This is a genomic window from Nostoc sp. CCY0012, assembly GCF_963920855.1.
GTDB lineage: Bacteria > Cyanobacteriota > Cyanobacteriia > Cyanobacteriales > Nostocaceae > Cyanocohniella.
The window spans coordinates 1-16514 of sequence record NZ_CAWUDM010000116.1 but is presented as its reverse complement, the minus strand read 5'-3'; the positions used below and the strand labels follow the sequence as shown (position 1 = coordinate 16514).

General features: G+C 41.2%; 18 protein-coding genes. 9 read left to right on the top strand and 9 right to left on the bottom strand.

What is annotated here, in order from left to right:
• Window positions 1-62 precede the first annotated feature (62 nt).
• The 3 genes from ACM0OS_RS24150 to ACM0OS_RS24140 all read right to left on the bottom strand — a co-directional run bounded on the left by ACM0OS_RS24150 (window position 63) and on the right by ACM0OS_RS24140 (window position 1685).
• Entirely contained in the window at window positions 63-608 is a 546-nt protein-coding gene (locus ACM0OS_RS24150) for a peroxiredoxin (RefSeq protein ID WP_414545717.1), read from the bottom strand.
• Between the two features lie 32 nt (window positions 609-640).
• Window positions 641-913: a regulatory protein SipA gene (sipA, locus tag ACM0OS_RS24145; RefSeq protein ID WP_414545716.1), complete on the bottom strand. Its 273-nt coding sequence runs from the start codon at window positions 911-913 to the stop codon at window positions 641-643.
• A gap of 277 nt (window positions 914-1190) precedes the next feature.
• On the bottom strand, window positions 1191-1685 hold the full coding sequence (locus ACM0OS_RS24140; protein ID WP_414545715.1) for a P pilus assembly/Cpx signaling pathway, periplasmic inhibitor/zinc-resistance associated protein: 495 nt from the start codon (window positions 1683-1685) through the stop codon (window positions 1191-1193).
• Window positions 1686-1919: 234 nt separating this feature from the next.
• On the opposite strand from ACM0OS_RS24140, the gene ACM0OS_RS24135 reads away from it, so the two are divergent.
• Both ACM0OS_RS24135 and ACM0OS_RS24130 read left to right on the top strand, forming a co-directional pair.
• Window positions 1920-3128 (top strand): sensor histidine kinase, encoded by a 1209-nt coding sequence (locus ACM0OS_RS24135; RefSeq protein ID WP_414545714.1) that lies wholly within the window; start codon window positions 1920-1922, stop codon window positions 3126-3128.
• Window positions 3125-3787, top strand: coding sequence for a response regulator (locus ACM0OS_RS24130; RefSeq protein ID WP_414545713.1), 663 nt, complete (start codon window positions 3125-3127; stop codon window positions 3785-3787). Before ACM0OS_RS24135 ends, ACM0OS_RS24130 begins: the two co-directional genes overlap by 4 nt.
• Window positions 3788-3841: 54 nt before the next feature.
• Here the strand turns inward: ACM0OS_RS24130 and ACM0OS_RS24125 are convergent, their stop codons facing one another.
• Complete coding sequence (locus ACM0OS_RS24125; RefSeq protein ID WP_414545712.1) at window positions 3842-4267, bottom strand: nucleoside deaminase; 426 nt, start codon at window positions 4265-4267, stop codon at window positions 3842-3844.
• A gap of 84 nt (window positions 4268-4351) precedes the next feature.
• Between ACM0OS_RS24125 and ACM0OS_RS24120 the strand changes: the two genes are divergently transcribed.
• Complete coding sequence (locus ACM0OS_RS24120; RefSeq protein ID WP_414545719.1) at window positions 4352-5131, top strand: ion transporter; 780 nt, start codon at window positions 4352-4354, stop codon at window positions 5129-5131.
• A gap of 76 nt (window positions 5132-5207) precedes the next feature.
• Here ACM0OS_RS24120 and ACM0OS_RS24115 read toward each other — a convergent pair whose 3' ends face one another.
• The gene (locus tag ACM0OS_RS24115) at window positions 5208-6230 is read right to left on the bottom strand and encodes a glycosyltransferase family 2 protein (RefSeq protein WP_414545711.1); all 1023 of its coding nucleotides are present in this window, start codon (window positions 6228-6230) and stop codon (window positions 5208-5210) included.
• Between the two features lie 517 nt (window positions 6231-6747).
• On the opposite strand from ACM0OS_RS24115, the gene ACM0OS_RS24110 reads away from it, so the two are divergent.
• Window positions 6748-8397 (top strand): DUF1565 domain-containing protein, encoded by a 1650-nt coding sequence (locus ACM0OS_RS24110; RefSeq protein ID WP_414545710.1) that lies wholly within the window; start codon window positions 6748-6750, stop codon window positions 8395-8397.
• A 297-nt stretch (window positions 8398-8694) separates the two neighbouring features.
• Here ACM0OS_RS24110 and ACM0OS_RS24105 read toward each other — a convergent pair whose 3' ends face one another.
• Entirely contained in the window at window positions 8695-9930 is a 1236-nt protein-coding gene (locus tag ACM0OS_RS24105) for an LL-diaminopimelate aminotransferase (RefSeq protein ID WP_414545709.1), read from the bottom strand.
• A gap of 474 nt (window positions 9931-10404) precedes the next feature.
• Between ACM0OS_RS24105 and ACM0OS_RS24100 the strand changes: the two genes are divergently transcribed.
• On the top strand, window positions 10405-10677 hold the full coding sequence (locus tag ACM0OS_RS24100) for a GlsB/YeaQ/YmgE family stress response membrane protein (protein ID WP_414545708.1): 273 nt from the start codon (window positions 10405-10407) through the stop codon (window positions 10675-10677).
• 62 nt (window positions 10678-10739) lie between these two features.
• Here ACM0OS_RS24100 and dcd read toward each other — a convergent pair whose 3' ends face one another.
• Both dcd and ACM0OS_RS24090 read right to left on the bottom strand, forming a co-directional pair.
• The gene (gene dcd / locus ACM0OS_RS24095; protein ID WP_414545707.1) at window positions 10740-11321 is read right to left on the bottom strand and encodes a dCTP deaminase; all 582 of its coding nucleotides are present in this window, start codon (window positions 11319-11321) and stop codon (window positions 10740-10742) included.
• Between the two features lie 105 nt (window positions 11322-11426).
• The gene (locus ACM0OS_RS24090) at window positions 11427-11963 is read right to left on the bottom strand and encodes a P-loop NTPase family protein (RefSeq protein WP_414545706.1); all 537 of its coding nucleotides are present in this window, start codon (window positions 11961-11963) and stop codon (window positions 11427-11429) included.
• A gap of 488 nt (window positions 11964-12451) precedes the next feature.
• Here ACM0OS_RS24090 and ACM0OS_RS24085 point away from each other — a divergent pair, with 488 nt between their 5' ends.
• From ACM0OS_RS24085 to pgl, 3 genes are all read left to right on the top strand, one after another.
• Complete coding sequence (locus ACM0OS_RS24085) at window positions 12452-13006, top strand: adenylate kinase family protein (RefSeq protein WP_414545705.1); 555 nt, start codon at window positions 12452-12454, stop codon at window positions 13004-13006.
• A 154-nt stretch (window positions 13007-13160) separates the two neighbouring features.
• Complete coding sequence (gene rph, locus ACM0OS_RS24080; RefSeq protein ID WP_414545704.1) at window positions 13161-13901, top strand: ribonuclease PH; 741 nt, start codon at window positions 13161-13163, stop codon at window positions 13899-13901.
• Between the two features lie 230 nt (window positions 13902-14131).
• On the top strand, window positions 14132-14854 hold the full coding sequence (gene pgl / locus ACM0OS_RS24075) for a 6-phosphogluconolactonase (RefSeq protein WP_414545718.1): 723 nt from the start codon (window positions 14132-14134) through the stop codon (window positions 14852-14854).
• Between the two features lie 174 nt (window positions 14855-15028).
• Here pgl and ACM0OS_RS24070 read toward each other — a convergent pair whose 3' ends face one another.
• Window positions 15029-15163: a hypothetical protein gene (locus ACM0OS_RS24070; RefSeq protein ID WP_414545703.1), complete on the bottom strand. Its 135-nt coding sequence runs from the start codon at window positions 15161-15163 to the stop codon at window positions 15029-15031.
• Between the two features lie 247 nt (window positions 15164-15410).
• Between ACM0OS_RS24070 and ACM0OS_RS24065 the strand changes: the two genes are divergently transcribed.
• On the top strand, window positions 15411-16292 hold the full coding sequence (locus ACM0OS_RS24065; protein WP_414545702.1) for an FHA domain-containing protein: 882 nt from the start codon (window positions 15411-15413) through the stop codon (window positions 16290-16292).
• Window positions 16293-16514: the final 222 nt, after the last annotated feature.

Sequence of the window (16514 nt, the reverse complement as noted above, 5' to 3'; positions counted from 1 at the left end):
CCCTGCTCCCTGCCCCCCTGCCTCTTCCTGCCCCCTGCTCCCCTGCTTCTTCCCCAGTCCCTCTACTGCAATTTTTCTAGTTGTGCCAAAACTTCTGTACTGTGAACAGATGGGTTGACTTTGACGAAAGTCTCACGCAGAATACCTTCTGGATCGATGATAAAACTGTGACGCATAGATACAAAACCGATCCAAGAACCATAAGCTTTACTTACCTCGCCTGTGGTATCAGCTAACAGAGGAAATTTTAACCCCTCTGAATCACAAAATTCGGCATGAGAGTCAATATCATCGGCACTCACACCAATAATCTGGGCATTTTTCTCGATGTATTTAGGTAAATCTTGCTGAAAACGACGAGCTTCAATGGTGCAACCAGAGGTGAAATCTTTGGGATAAAAATATAGTACTACCCACTGACCATGCAAGTCGGAGAGGGAAATTTTGCCATTTCCAGTATTGGTTGGCAATGTAAACTCTGGTGCGGGCTGATTAAGTTCGGGGAGTTTGCCACCAAGAGCATGAGCATCGGGAGTAAGATGCAACCAACTCATGACAGCAAAACAACTGGCAAATAATAAATTTAAAAAAGTGCGCCGAGAAATCATGGTGCAAACAAAAATCACAACTTTACACAAGTTTACAATTCTTGGTTACCTAACTCCTGTTTTGGTTCTACATGAGATTCTGTTGGCGTATCTGTGCTTTCAATGTATTGGCTATCTAACAGAAAAGCTCCTTTAGCAAAGCGGATACCCCAATACCCACCAGGACGACGATCAAGAACTATCCCTTCTTCGCCAATGCTAATTACATCTGGAGGGCGTAGCATAGGCATAGGGTCTGCTGTTTTGACGTAGGGTGGTAGTGCTACGACTCGGACTGTACTACCAATAGTAAATTCTTGAGACATTTTAAAAGCGCTAGGAGTTGTGATTAACTATTAACTTAAAACTCCTAACTTTTACTAGGGGTTAGCCTAATTTTTTTATTGGATGTGTGGGAAATGGGAAAAGGAGAGGGGATGGCATGATTTCCCCTACTCCCATCTTCTGCAAGAAGTTTTGTGAAAAATTGAATAGAGTAAGTTGGTGTGTTAGTCCGGACTTTACTAATTTTTTTATACAGATTCAGATGCTGTGATGAGATGGGCTACTAGCTATACCCACCCCAGACTTGATAAATCGGGATTACTGAGAATTGCGTTGCTGGCGGCGCGATCGCATGTTTTGTTGCATTTCTTGTAGTTGTTGCCGCTGTTGAGGGTTGAGGACGGCTAACATTTGTTGTTTAGATGCCTCACGAATTTGACGCATTTGAGTTTGTTGTTGTGGAGTCAGATTCAAGTTAGTCCAACCTTTGTGCGGACGCTGACCTTGACCTTGGCCTGATTGGCGTTGCGCCTGACGTGCTTGTTGTGCAGCTGCCAATGTTGCTTTTTGTTCTGCGGTCAGAAGTGCCTCAATTTGGGCCCGGGTATTGGTTTGAATCGTCTGCATTTGGGCTTTTTGAGCATCCGTTAGTTCTAACCTTGACCAACCAGCGCCTTTTTGACCTTTTTCAGGTCTGGCATTTTGTGCTAGTTGAGGTGAAAAGGATCTCATTTGTGCTTGAACAGCAAACGGGGTTGCAGTTAAGGTTAGGGCAACTGCTCCAGCTAGTAGTGATAATGGTTTGAATTTCATCTAATTATCTCGCTTGGTTTCCTGGTTGGATGTCACCATCATAGGAAATCATTCATAGGAGCTACATGAGGCGAAAGTCATGATTATACCCATGACTAAAGTCATGATCTAATTTTGAAAAATTTAACTTGTAATTACTGATCAAATACAGTAAAGATAGAAAATATATTTAATTGATTAATTTTTCATTTAATTCACATCTTAATGATGATAAAAATCTAGAAATTACCATATATGAGCCGTCCTATTCAAATTAATAATCATCCTTTTCGGTTTCTGCTGTATTTAGAGTGGGTATTACTAGCGATCGCAGTTATAACAGCCGCGTTACCATCACCTTCACCACGGTTTACAACTAAGGTTCCTGAACTGACTATTTTTAGTCTAGTTTTTTTTGGATTAATGGGTTTGAGATTACCCACTTCTAACTACTTTAGTAAAATTGTTTATACAGCTATTGAAATTTTTTTAATTACCACAACAGGATTTTTTGGGGGAAGAATTGCTAGGCTTTTCCCTTTTTTATATATTATTTTAGTAACTCGTAGTTGTTTAATTTTTCAGTTACCTGGCCGTTTGGTAGTTACAAGTTTATCGTTTAGTTTATTTTTATTAACGCTACGATATCGCTTACCTAGAGCTGTTTTACCACCACATGCTCAAGAGCGATTGCGATTTTTTCCCCTCAGTTTAGCGTTGATATTCGGCTTAAGTTTAATTTTTATCCTGCTATTGATGAATACAGTAATCTCTGAACGTCAAAGCCGAGAAAAATTAGCCATCGCTAACGAAAAACTGCGCCAATATGCTTTAAAAATTGAGAATCAGGCTACCCTTGAAGAACGCAATCGTATTGCTCGTGAAATCCATGATTCATTAGGACATTCTTTAACAGCTTTGAATTTACAATTAGAAACTGCCTTAAAACTGTGGCAATCTAATCCAGACAAAGCCCAGACATTTTTAGCAAGAGCTAAAGAACTGGGGTCTAAATCACTCAACGATGTGCGTCAATCTGTTTCTACTATGCGTTCTCATCCTTTACAAGAGCAATCTTTAGAGCAGGCGATCGCTATTCTTTTAGAAGATTTTTACCGTTCAAATGGGATTTCACCAATTTGCCAAATTAATTTAGAATATTCTTTACCTTCTGACATTATTATATCTATTTATCGGATTATTCAAGAATCTTTAACAAATATTTCTAAACATGCGGATGCATCGGAAGTAAAACTAAATTTGACTACAACTAAAAGTAGTTTTTGCTTGATAATTCAAGATAATGGTAAAGGTTTTTATGTCAGACAAAATACTACTGGTTTTGGGTTGCAAAGTATGCGCGATCGCACGTTAGCATTAGGAGGAGAATTTAATATTAATAGTTCTCCTGGTTCTGGTTGTGAAATCATAGTTGATATTCCTTTGTTGAGATTAACACAATGATTAAAGTTTTACTGGTAGATGACCAAAATTTAATTCGTCAGGGATTAAAGGCATTATTAGAACTAGAACCTGATTTAGAAATTATAGGTGAAGCAGAGAACGGTGAACAGGCAGTTGATTTGAGTACCCAGCTACAACCAGATGTGGTCTTAATGGATATTAGAATGCCGATTATGGATGGCGTAGCAGCTACACGAGCAATTCAAAAATCTTGTCCAGAAATCAAAATTTTAGTCTTGACTACTTTTGATGATGATGAATATGTAACCGCAGCTTTAAAAAATGGCGCAATGGGTTATTTATTGAAAGATACACCATCAGAAGAATTAGCTGTTGCTATTCGCGCAGTGTATAAGGGATATACACAACTAGGCCCCGGAATTATCAAAAAACTGGTAACTCAATTTTCCCCAGTTACACCAACCCAATTACATCCTGTACCACCTAGTTTAGCGGAACTTACTCCCAGAGAAAAAGAAGTTTTGCAGTTAATTGCTACAGGTGCTAATAACAAAGAAATTGCTCAACAACTTTATATCTCTGAGGGGACTGTCAAGAATCATGTGACGAATATTTTAAATAGGCTAAATTTGCGCGATCGCACTCAAGCTGCGATTATCGCTAATACGTTTCTAGGATATTTAGAACAAAATAGTTAATACTAAGTTGTACTGTTTCACCACAGGTTAGATGCAGGCGATCGCCAAGTGTAATCAATTAAATAATGCCAAACATTCATTTTTTAAAATACCTCTTGTCACCTTGATATTTCTAAATGACTTAGCAATCACCTCTTCACAAGAAATATCAATTTGTGATTGATTTACCGAGACTAAATCTTGAATTGAAGCACCATAGATAATTTCCGATATTCCTGACCACACACAAGCAGTGGCACACATGGGACAAGGTTCGCCAGTTGTATATATGCTATAACCTTCGAGAGAGGGGTTTTTAAGTTTAGCTGTTAAACTACGAATAACATTGATTTCTGCATGGGCTGAGGGATCACAATCTTGCTTCACAGTATTATGAGCTACAGCGACTACTTCATTATTTTTAACAATTACTGCACCATAAGGCGCATCTCCTTTTTTAGCTGCTTCTAATGCTAGACGCATAAAATATTCTTGGTTCATCTGAATGAAGAATTTCTACAGGATAAATGTTAATAATATAGCATTGCTACTGTGAGTTATGGGTAATATATTAAATTGATGAATATGTTACTAAGCAGACAAGAAACAGAATTTTACCTAAAAGACCTAGAAACGCCAACAGGTAAAGCGATTAATTTAACCCTTGCCGCTTTGGTGTTACTATCATCAGGAATTTTTGTGGCAGAAACTTATAGTATTCCTGATGCCATTCGGTTTCAGTTAGATGTCATCGACACTATTATAGTGATAATTTTTGCGGGAGAATATGTACTACGTCTGTGGAGTTCAGAAAATAAATTTCAGTATATTTTCAGCTTTTACTCAATTATTGATTTAATAGCAATTTTGCCATTTTTTTTAGGAGCAGTTGATATCAGATTTATTCGCTTACTGCGATGGTTTAGAATCTTACGATTAATTAGGTTGATAGACAGAAAATTTTTATTCGGTACTATTACCACCGATGATGGTGTAATTTTTGCACAAATTTTATTTACTTTATTTGCAATTATATTTGTTTACTCTGGCTTAATTTATCAAGTCGAGCATCCAGTTAATTCTCATGTTTTTGCAACTTTTTTAGATGCGTTTTATTTTTCTGTTGTCACCATGACAACTGTAGGATTTGGTGATGTGACACCAATTTCTGAATTAGGTCGTCTGCTAACAGTATTAATGATTTTGACAGGTGTTGCTTTGATTCCTTGGCAAGTAGGGGATTTAATTAAACGATTAGTCAAAACTGCCAATCAGGTAGAAATTGTTTGTTCAAGTTGTGGTTTGAAGTTTCATGATGTGGATGCTGGGTTTTGTAAGAGATGTGGGGCTAAACTAGGTGAATAATGACTGCTATTTTAAGCTCCCCAATTTCTTGTAGACACCCGCAGAACTGGGTAGAAGTCGGAGAGCTTTATGTTGTTTAGGGTGGGCTTAACCTAGAACTTTTTTGTTGATGGCTACGGGGAATCATCTCATATGCTGCTTGATTTCCATAAATATAGCGCTGCACCCGACGATTGAGAATACTGGGAATTTGGCTCAGGAAATGGACGAAAAAATAGGGGTTGCGTACCATTTCTATCAAACTTCTTTGCCATTTTCGCTGTTTGAGTGATTCTACAACACGGTAATAAGCTAAATTCTTGTTTAAAACAGCAAGATTTTTCAAAAAAGCACGGGCTAGGGAAGTTTGTTTGCCAATACTATTTTGCTTTAAAAAAGCTGCGATCGCCTGACAATCTTGCTCAATACGGTTGACTTTAGGCGAATAAACCAGAGAACCTGCACGGGAGCGGTAAAAATAATATGGTTCTGGTACGAGAAAAAAACTAGCTCCTTTGATTAGACATTCCATGACTAACCAAAAATCTTGGGTTACTTTAATGCTGGCATCATATTCAATATGATGTTGCAGCAGAAAATCTTTCCGGAATAAAGGTTTTGATAAGCCTAGATGCAATCCCTGTTGTCCATAGACATCGGTTTCTACAAAAAATACCGGGTCTATTTGCTTTATGCTTTCAATGACCTCGCCACTTTCGTTAATTAGTGTACTCCAGGGAAAATTTTCACCGTCTCTAATCAGAAATAAATCATCAGCAACCATATCTGCATTTTTGGACTCTGCTACCTGTAAAAGCTTTTCCAGCCTTTCAGGGGCATACCAATCATCTGAGTCTAAAACGGCAATCCATTTTCCTGTAGCTTCCCTTAATGCTAGATTGCGCGTACCACCGGCTCCCAGATTTTGCGGATTAACAAAAACTTTGAGCCGTTCATCTTTAAAACTTCTAGCTACCGCTGCTGTCCCATCAGTTGATGCGTCATCTACTACAATTACTTCGATATTGTGGAGCGTTTGCCCCAACACCGACTTTATTGTTTGAGAAATATAGGCTGCTGTGTTGTAAGCAGGAATAATGACAGATATTTCTGGATTCATGTTATGCACTGGCCAATTAATTTTGTACCAATCAAGTTTTATTTACATAGGAATTTCTAAATAAAAAAATATCCAAAGTTTTCTAGTTGGATGGGTGTTACAGTGCGTACACCTATACGGCTAATACCCGCTCTGAATATCAGACGGGTGAAGATACCTACTTTCAAAAATGAATGATTTAATTTTCGGAAATCCTTTGTGTTTAATAGATTAATATAAATGGTATTGTTAATTTTTAATTTTTCTGTTAGTTTTTACTCGGTTTATTAGTTTTTGTTGAAGAACGATATTTTTAGGCAATAGGATGCCTGCAACAAGCTGGAGATAATTACCCAGACTTATGACAACCTTTTCGGGAATGTATCTGCTTGCTCTGGTAGTAAATACTGCAAATGAAGTTTTAGTTTTAGCGAACTGGCAAAAGCCCTCCGGGCATCCAAGAAACAGCGCTTGCGCTATCGCTACCTATTTTAATGGTTAGAGCTAAGATGGCTATGTATTTTTTGGCAGTATAAATATGGTACAAAATTTTTACGTAAATCCAGCAGCAGGCAACGATACCAACCCTGGTAGCCAACAATCGCCTTTCAAAACACTTACGCAAGCTCTGAAGGTTGCCACACCGGAAACCAAGATTCAATTAGCAGAAGGTAATTACAACGCTGCTAGCGGGGAAGCTTTTCCCCTCACAGTGCCAGTGGGTGTAATAGTTGTGGGTAATGAAGCGAGTAAGGGCCGTAATATATTCATTGAAGGTAGTGGTAACTATCTCAGCCGTACCTTTGCCGGTCAAAACGTCACCTTCGTGCTATTGAATAACGCCGAACTCCGGGGAGTGACTGTAACTAATTTAGCTAGTCGTGGTAGTGCAGTCTGGATTGAGTCAAGCACCCCTACTGTTGCCAATAGCACCTTTATCAACTGCAAGCGTGAGGGAGTATTTGCTACAGGTGAAGCGAATCCAGTGATTCAAGGTAATGTATTTACAGAAAATGCCGCCAATGGAATTGCGATCGCCAAAAATTCCCAAGGTAAAATTCAAGGTAACACCTGCCATAACACAGGTTTTGGTATTGCAATTAGTGATGCAGCATTACCCACTCTTCTAGATAATAAAATTTACGAAAATCGTTCGGGAATTATTGTTTCTGGTACTGCGCTTCCCATCCTGCGTAATAATCTCATTGAAAATAATACTGATGATGGTCTGACAGTAATTGGCAATGCCTTACCTGATATTGGTAATACCAATAACCCAGGAGGCAATATCATCCGTAATAACAGTAAATTTGATGTGCAAAACGCCAGTTCTAAAAAGCTGGTGTCTGTAGGAAATCAAATAGATCCCAGTAAGGTCACAGGCAATATAGAGTTTGCCAACGTTTCGGTTCCAACACCAACACCAACACCAACACCAACACCCACACCCACACCAACACCCACACCTACACCCACACCCACACCTACGCCTACACCCACACCCACACCTACGCCTACACCCACACCCACACCTACACCTACACCTACACCCACACCTACACCTACACCTACACCTACACCAACGCCTACACCCACACCCACACCCACGCTCAACTTGACCGATATTGGTAATCATTGGGCGGCGGCATTTATTCGGGAATTAGTTAATAGGGAAATAGTCAGTGGATTTCCCGACCGTACATTCAAACCTGATGCAACAATGACACGCGCACAATACGCGGCGTTAATGGTAAAAGCTTTCAACCCATCTGTGAAACGCACTGCCATTAAATTCAAGGATGTACCAGAGAATTTCTGGGCATTCAAGGTAATTCAACAAGCTTATCAAGGACAACTTCTCTCTGGTTATCCCGATAATACCTTTGGCCCCAACCAAAATATCCAGCGCGTACAAGTGCTAGTATCCCTGGTAAATGGACTGGGTTTATCTGCTGAAAATACAGGCGCTATTAAAACTTTCGATGATCAAGTAAAAATTCCTGGCTACGCTAGTAATGCAGTAGCAACAGCGACTCAAAAGCAACTTATTGTCAATTATCCCAATCTCAATGTACTTAACCCCACCCGCGATGCCACAAGGGCAGAAGTTGCCGTCATGGTGTATCAAGCTTTAGTGGATGCTGGACGTGTAGCACCAATTAACTCACTTTATATCGTGACCACTTAATTCACGCAATTAGCCGCAGGTTTGAATCTGTAGCTAATACAACTTTTTAGAGTGGGCGTAGGGGTTTGTCCCACACCAATAGTCCTAACTTTTCACGGTATCTGGAAAACCTCTCTCTAAATCTCTCTCCTGCGAGGAGAGAGACTTTAAATTCCGGGTTTGGAAGTTAGATTTTCTTTGGACTTTTCCACATGAGGTGAAAAGTCAGACCAACAGTCTTGGCAGGTGGAAATAGTGACCCTAGCCCACCGCATCAAAAGTTGTTAATCAAATTACACAACTGAATCCCACCAAAACTTAGACCTTAAATTTTTCGGTAATTCGCTGCATTGCTGTTTCCACATTTTCCCGGCTATTAAATGCCGAAATCCGGAAGTAACCTTCACCCGCAGCCCCAAAGCCAGAACCCGGTGTACCGACCACATTGACAGTTTGTAGCAACTTATCGAAAAATTCCCAACTGGATAGACCATTGGGAGTTTTTACCCAGACATAAGGTGCATTAATGCCACCATATACAGCTAAACCGGCGGCTGAAAGTTGCTCACGAATAATTTTGGCATTTTCTAGATAAAAATTTACTAATGCCTTAATTTGTGCTTGTCCTTCCTGGGAATAAACGGCTTCAGCGCCTCTTTGGATAATGTAAGAAACACCATTAAATTTGGTAGACTGGCGACGATTCCATAGTTTCCACAATTCCACATCAGTACCATCGGCGGCCTTTGCTGTCAGGGTTTTTGGTACTACTGTTAATGCACAACGTGTCCCTGTAAAGCCTGCATTCTTAGAAAAAGAACGAAATTCAATGGCACATTCCCTAGCACCTGCAATTTCATAGATAGAGTGAGGAATGGCAGGATCAGTAATGTAGGCTTCGTAGGCAGCATCAAAGAAAATTATCGAGCCATTAGCTTTGGCATAATCCACCCATGCTTGCAAATATTCCTTAGTAGCAGTAGCACCAGTGGGGTTATTGGGGAAGCACAGATAAATTAAATCGACTTTCTGTGTGGGAATCTCAGCAATGAAATTATTGTCAGCCGAAATGGGCAGATATACTAAGCCCTCAAACTCGCCTTGATCGTTTGCAATCCCAGTATTCCCAGCCATAACGTTAGTATCCACGTAGACGGGGTATACAGGGTCAGTAACGGCGATAATATTGTTTTTGCCAAAAATATCTAGAATATTGCCTGTATCGCACTTGGAGCCATCGGAGATAAAGATTTCTGAGGCATCGATATTTGCCCCCCGTGCTTGAAAATCTTGGGCAGCAATTTTTTCCCGTAACCAAGCATAACCTTGTTCTGGGCCATAGCCTTTAAAGGTAGCGCGATCGCCCATTTCTTCCACCGCTTTGATCATCGCCGTGCGGCAAGCTTGGGGTAGAGGTTCTGTCACATCACCAATGCCCAATCGAATAATTTGAGCCTCAGGATTAGCTTCTGCGAATGCATTTACCCGTCGAGCAATTTCGGGAAACAGGTAACCAGCTTTCAGCTTTAAGTAGTTGTCGTTAATCGTTGCCATAGTAGAGTTGAAAAAATAGCCTAGATAAAACAGCTTACTGCCAATTGATATGTGCAATAGCCAATAGCTGCGGCAATTTTGCAAAATGCTTACTAGTTTCCAGTCCCAAAGACAGTCGCTACATCTGGACAAAGCTCTAAGTGTATTGCATAAATACTGATTTTTATTTTTACAGCACAATGCCAAATTACTTAGATATTAGATCCAGCGAAGATATATATCAAACAAAGGGTAATAATTTCACTACTAATACACTGCGGCGTAAATAAAGTCACCCTTCTCAATCATTGAATTGCTTCTTTTATAAGTCAAAAGACTTATAATTTTTGACTTTTGACTTTTGATTTTTGACTTCCACCTTGCGGTACTAGTCCTTAAGGCTGGTAATAATTTAGTTCTGATGGCAGATTTAATTTTCAGGGTTGAATTGTTAATTTATATCTGTCACTAAAAATATTTACTAAATTAAAAACAATGAACATTCTTGCTTGGATTGCTTTAGGTTTAATTGCCGGTGCTATTGCTAAAGCTATTTACCCTGGTCGTCAAGGTGGTGGGATCTTAGGAACCATCTTACTAGGAATTATTGGTGCTTTTGTTGGTGGTAGTTTAGGTGTATTTTTTAGTACAGGAACTTTAACACTAGCTGCTCCTGGACTGAGTATTACTGGTGTGGTTTTAGCAGTTCTTGGTGCAATTATCGCTATTTTCTTGTGGAACTTGCTAACTTCTCGCAGTGCGGCATAAGAGACAGAAATACCCCAACTATCAGGCTATAGTTGGGGCTTCTAGTTTCACAGGATAAGACCTTAAACTTTGGCAATAGTGACTGTTTGAGGTTGGTTTTGATACTTCCCGAAGCGGTCAGCATAAGTTGTTTGACATGGTTCCCCTTCTAGAAAGAGCAACTGTAAAACCCCCTCATTAGCGTAAATTCGACAGTCTGCACTAGAAGCATTACTAAATTCCAAAGTCAAGTAGCCTTCCCATGAAGCCTCAGCAGGTGTAATGTTGGCAATGATCCCGCAACGTGCCATTGTTGATTTGCCAATACAAATAACTGTGATGTTGGGAGGGATTCGTAATCGTTCCAGGGATACACCTAAGGCGTAGCTATTGGCTGGAATGATGAAAAATGATCCATCTTCATCAGTTTGTAATGCCATAGATTCCAAGTTATCAGGGTTAAAGCACTTGGGATTAACAATAGTACCGGGAATATGTCTAAAAACCCGAAAATCTGTGGGAGCTAATCTCAGATCATAGCCATAGCTAGATAATCCGTAACTAATAACTCGCCTATCTTCAATTTGGCGCACTAAAGAGTTTTCAAAGGGCGCAATCATCCCTAACTTGGCTTGTTCAATGATCCATTTATCGTTTTTCAACATGTTTGATCCCTACATATAAAAATAATTTTGAGAGGACAAAGATAAGGGGGATGAGAAAGAAATTTCTTTCTTCTCCCCTTGTCCCCTTGTCCCCACTCCCTACTTTCACGGTCGATGACTACGCCGAATTTCTGTAATTTGGTCTGCCACATCTAACAAAGATTGAGGCATTTCTGGCCCTGTGAGAATAATATCGACATGGGGAGGGCGTTGTGCAAGAAACCCTAACACTTCTGTTTCGGGAATTAAGCCAAAATTCATCGCTAAACTTAATTCATCTAAAACTACCAGAGAATACTTTCCTTCACACACAACCTGTTGTGTATACTGCCATAGCTTTTGTAAGGACTGGTTTTCTGCTTCGTCTAGATGGGGTGTATCGATGCAGCGAGGCAAATCACAGCGAATCCAATCTAAATTTTGCCCTAACTGGATGGGTCGCTCTTGTCCTTGGCGAATCCCGCCTTTGAGAAACTGCACCACTAAAACTGGCGTACCTTGACCGGCAATTCTCAGCGATTGAGCCATAACACTGGTAAAAAAGTTCCGGTGTGGGCTTGTGAAAACTTGCACTAGACCTTCAACTGGATAAGGCAAGTTGGGGGTGGAATTGACGCTTGGTGTTTCTAACTGGGCAACCATAGGAAAAGTTCAAAAAATAACAAAGAATTAAGGAATTTTACAGAGTTAATTGTCAATCTAACTGAAAGATTTCAGAGCATTAGGGGTAAGCTTGTGATGCTTCAATTACTGTAAACTATCCCCACCTGTTTCACAGATCAGGTAGCGCTTAGACGTGTTACAAGTTATTTTAAGCAAAATAAATGAAATCATATGCACATCTGGTTTTTAACCTCACCCCGCCTTTGACTTTCGTCAAAGTCTCCCCTTTCCTTGGTAAGTGAGGTTCTATATTTTATTAAGTTTGCATTCCTAAGCAATGAGAATATTGACATTTTCGTTTTTTACATGAAACTAGTCATAACAATAAAAATGCATAACTGGTAATTCCCACCAATGGAGAAATAGGGGAGTGGCAAATAAAAAAATTGCAGTGTTAAATATCACTTGTGTGGGAGCAAAACGCACTCAGAACGTTAAGAATTTTACCAAAAAAGGAGTGAGTTGTAGTGAAATTAGTGATTCTGGGAGGTTCAGGATCGGGAAAAAGCACTCAAGCCGAAAAGCTGTGCAAACATTTTGATATTCCTCAAATTTCTACAGGCGAAATTTTAAGGCAGGCGATCGCTAATCTTAGTGACTTGGGTTGCCATGCACAACCGTATGTCACCAAAGGGGAACTAGTTCCAGATGAAATGATGATTGAGTTAATCCGGTTGCGGCTCAAACAGCCTGATGTCACTGGCGGTTGGGTATTAGAGGGTTACCCCCGTACTGCCTTTCAAGCTGAGGAATTGGATTTTTTGTTGGATGATTTAGGGCAAAAGTTAGATTGGGCTATTTATTTACAAGTACCAGAAGCTATTATGGTTAGTCGCTCCTTAGGGCGTTCCTTACCAGATGACCAACCCGAAATCGTGCAACGGCGTGTAGAAATATTTTACGATCGCACTATTCCCATCCTAGAGTATTATGACCGTCGCCGTCGCTTGCTAACTGTCAATGGGGATCAGATACCAGAGATGGTGCAACAAAATATTTTAACTTTGTTATCTAGGACTTAACACCAAAATTTATCCTGATTAAACCGCAAAATAATCAATTTTTCATGGATGCCATAGTTTATATTTTGACTCAATAATATAGTACTTATATAAGTAGTAATACTAAAGTAACCTTAAAGCAGTATTCTTATATCACAATTCTGAGGCAACTTTCATGGTTTGGCAGCGTCCCGATGGTCGGCAACCCTACGAACTCCGTCCCATCAGCTTTCATAACGGTTTTACCCGTTTTGCCCCCGGTTCTGTCCTCGCAAAATGTGGCGACACCCAGGTACTTTGTACTGTCAGCGTTACCGAAGGTGTGCCGAAGTTTTTAGCAGGTTCTGGCAAAGGCTGGCTGACTTCAGAGTATCGCATGTTACCTTCTGCCACGCAGCAACGGCAAGAAAGAGAATTGTTGAAATTATCGGGAAGGACGCAAGAAATTCAACGTTTAATAGGACGCAGCTTACGAGCAGCAATTGATTTTGAGGCGTTGGGAGAACGCACACTGACTGTAGATGCTGACGTATTACAAGCGGATGCTGGTACCAGAACCACAGCCATTACAGGTGGGTTTGTCGCCTTAGCTAATGCAGTTGCTCAATTATTGCAGCAGGGAAAATTAGAGCGATCGCCTTTATGCGGTCAAGTGGCAGCAATATCTGTAGGGTTATTACAAGGCGAGGCATATTTAGATTTAAACTACATTGAAGATGTCGCAGCAACCGTAGATTTCAACGTGGTGATGAATCAACACTTAGGCATCATCGAACTCCAAGGAACCGCCGAAGAAGGCAGTTATAGCCGTACCCAGTTAAATCAGCTACTAGATTTTGCCGAAAAAGGTATTCAGCAATTATTAATCGCCCAGCGAGAGGCGATCGCCAGTTGGGATGTGTTGTTTAGGGTCTAGAGGCTATAGGTTAGGGGTTAGAGACAGATATTCATACTATCTTCCCCAATCCCGACTTTCCCTGTTCGTACAACTGACTACTGACAACTGACAGTGGAAAATGGTAACGATGTTTTATGTTGACCTATCCCCATTTAATGCTTCATGTTAAAAGTTTCAAAAGTTAAAAAGGGGAATTGTCAGAAGTTCGGTATGGTATTGCTGGAAGTCGGCAATGTGATGATGAAACCATGAATAAAACGGTTGAAGTTCTCCCGGATCTATCTGCGCTGGTGGCGCGATCGCTTGATTTGATTTTATCGAAGTTGGCAACTGCCATTGAGGAACGTGGGCAATTTACTATTGCTTTAGCTGGTGGTAGTACACCAAAGCCTTTGTATGAGGCGATCGCTCAACAAAACCTGCCTTGGGATAAAATCCATGTATTCTGGGGAGATGAACGTTATGTTCCACCCGATCATCCTGATAGCAATGAACTGATGGCGCGGCGTGCGTGGTTAGATCGCGTTGATATCCCCGCTGCTAATATTCATGCTGTACCGACTTTGGATGCAGATCCAGCAGTTTCAGCAGCTAAACATGAACAACACCTACGAGAATTTTTTAATTCTTCCCCTGCTGAATTTCCGGCTTTGGATGTAGTACTGCTAGGCATGGGTGATGATGCACATACTGCATCTTTGTTTCCCCACACCGATGCTTTACAAGTGCGCGATCGCTTGGTGACTGTGGGCAATAAAGACGGTAATCCCCGCATAACCTTCACATACCCATTGATCAACGCTGCGCGCAGTGTAATTTTTGTGGTGGCTGGTGCTAATAAACGACCAGCTTTAGCTCAAGTCTTTGCGCCTGTAGCCGATGACTTCACTTATCCATCCCGCTTAATTCAACCCCAGGGAGAACTTTGGTGGTTGTTAGATGCCGCAGCAGGTTCGGAACTCCCTGTTTAACTTTCATATCAGGAGTAATTGGTGAACTACTCAGACCTGCCTACGGCTGAAGTCGGAGCTTCCCAATTCATCGGGAATAGCCTCAAAAACTCCGCAGTTTTTTTGGTCTTACATTCCCTCCAAGGGCAGGAGTCCTGGTTCCCAAGACCCAAATCTTTTTCTTGCAACATATACCTAATTAGCTTGGTTTTCGCTTATGGCATTGATGGTCAAGACATTGAGGATTTTACCAGAAAATCCTGGGGATTCGTCATCCATCCAGAATTTGTTTTTACCAAGTAAAAAATCAATTCCAGATGCAATCCTCAAACCCCGCTATTCATCCCCACACTCAACTCTTAGTAGGGTGGGAACTTCCGCGTACTGTTAAAATCGGAAGCTAGAGTTTTCCCTGGGGCAAAACCTGTGGGTAAAGCTCATTTCTCGCCACCGCTAACATAGTCGTCTAGATCTGCGACTTATTTTTGTAGCGTTATCTCACCCCAGAAGCGTCTACATAGTTCTTTCTGCTTGCCAATACTACATTTACGATGATCTTGAACAAGGACTTAAATTGATGATCGTCTGTCCTAATTGCAATCACCCCAATCCAGACGGCGCTGTCCAGTGTGAAGCTTGTTATACGCCGTTACCAACAACTAGTAACTGTCCCAACTGTGGCGCAACTGTGCAGGCAGATGCTGCTTTTTGTGGTCAATGTGGTTATAATCTGCACTCAAATGCTGCGCCTACTACTGCTGCTGCCACTGTTGCTCCTGATATTGCCGTAGAAGTACCGCCGTTAGTTGAGCCTGATCCACTATTGGAACTGTTACAACCAGATTCGTTGGGAATCAACTCAGATGCCAACGCCAATCCACCTGCGGTTTCACCTTTGCCAGCGACAGCAATGTCAATGCCAGTAGCAGAAAGTAGCCCACCACCAGCACCTGCTGCTCAACCTGTAGTTGCAGAGCCAGAAGTGCCAACTCCACCCCCAGCACCTACACCAGATCCGCAGCCAGAGCCGCCACCAGCTCCGGTAGAACCCCCCGCACCTGAACCTGAGCCTCAAACAGTTGCAGCGGCAGCAAATCCTGTCCCAGCGGCTTCTAGGACGCAATTACAGCAGGTAACGGCACGGTTATTCCACGTCCAAAGCGATAGCGAAATTGAACTGCCGCAAACTTTGTCTGTAATTCATATCGGCAAGCCCAATGACCGCATTCCCCCCGATGTGGATGTATCCGGATTTTCCAATTCAGAAATTGTTTCCCGGATACATGCAGATATTCGGGTTGAGGGAGATGCTCACTACATAGAAGATGTGGGCAGTTCTAATGGTACTTATATTAATAACTTGCCATTATTACCAGGGAACCGACACCGCCTTAGACCAGGCGATCGCATCAGTCTGGGTAAAGGCGACTTGGTAACTTTTCTGTTTCAACTTGTGTAATTAAGGCTTCCCATCCTCCAGCCGTCTTTGTTTCCATCTTGGAGGGTAAACAAATTATCCACATCAGATCGGTGACGGATAACTATATTATTCGGGAGCAACGCTCCAAAGTGAGATGGCAAGGTTGGGGGACTGGGGAGACTGGCAAAACAAATACAATCAATGCAACTAGTAGTCTGTCAAATACAAGATGACGGATAATGGGAGATATATTTTCCAGCA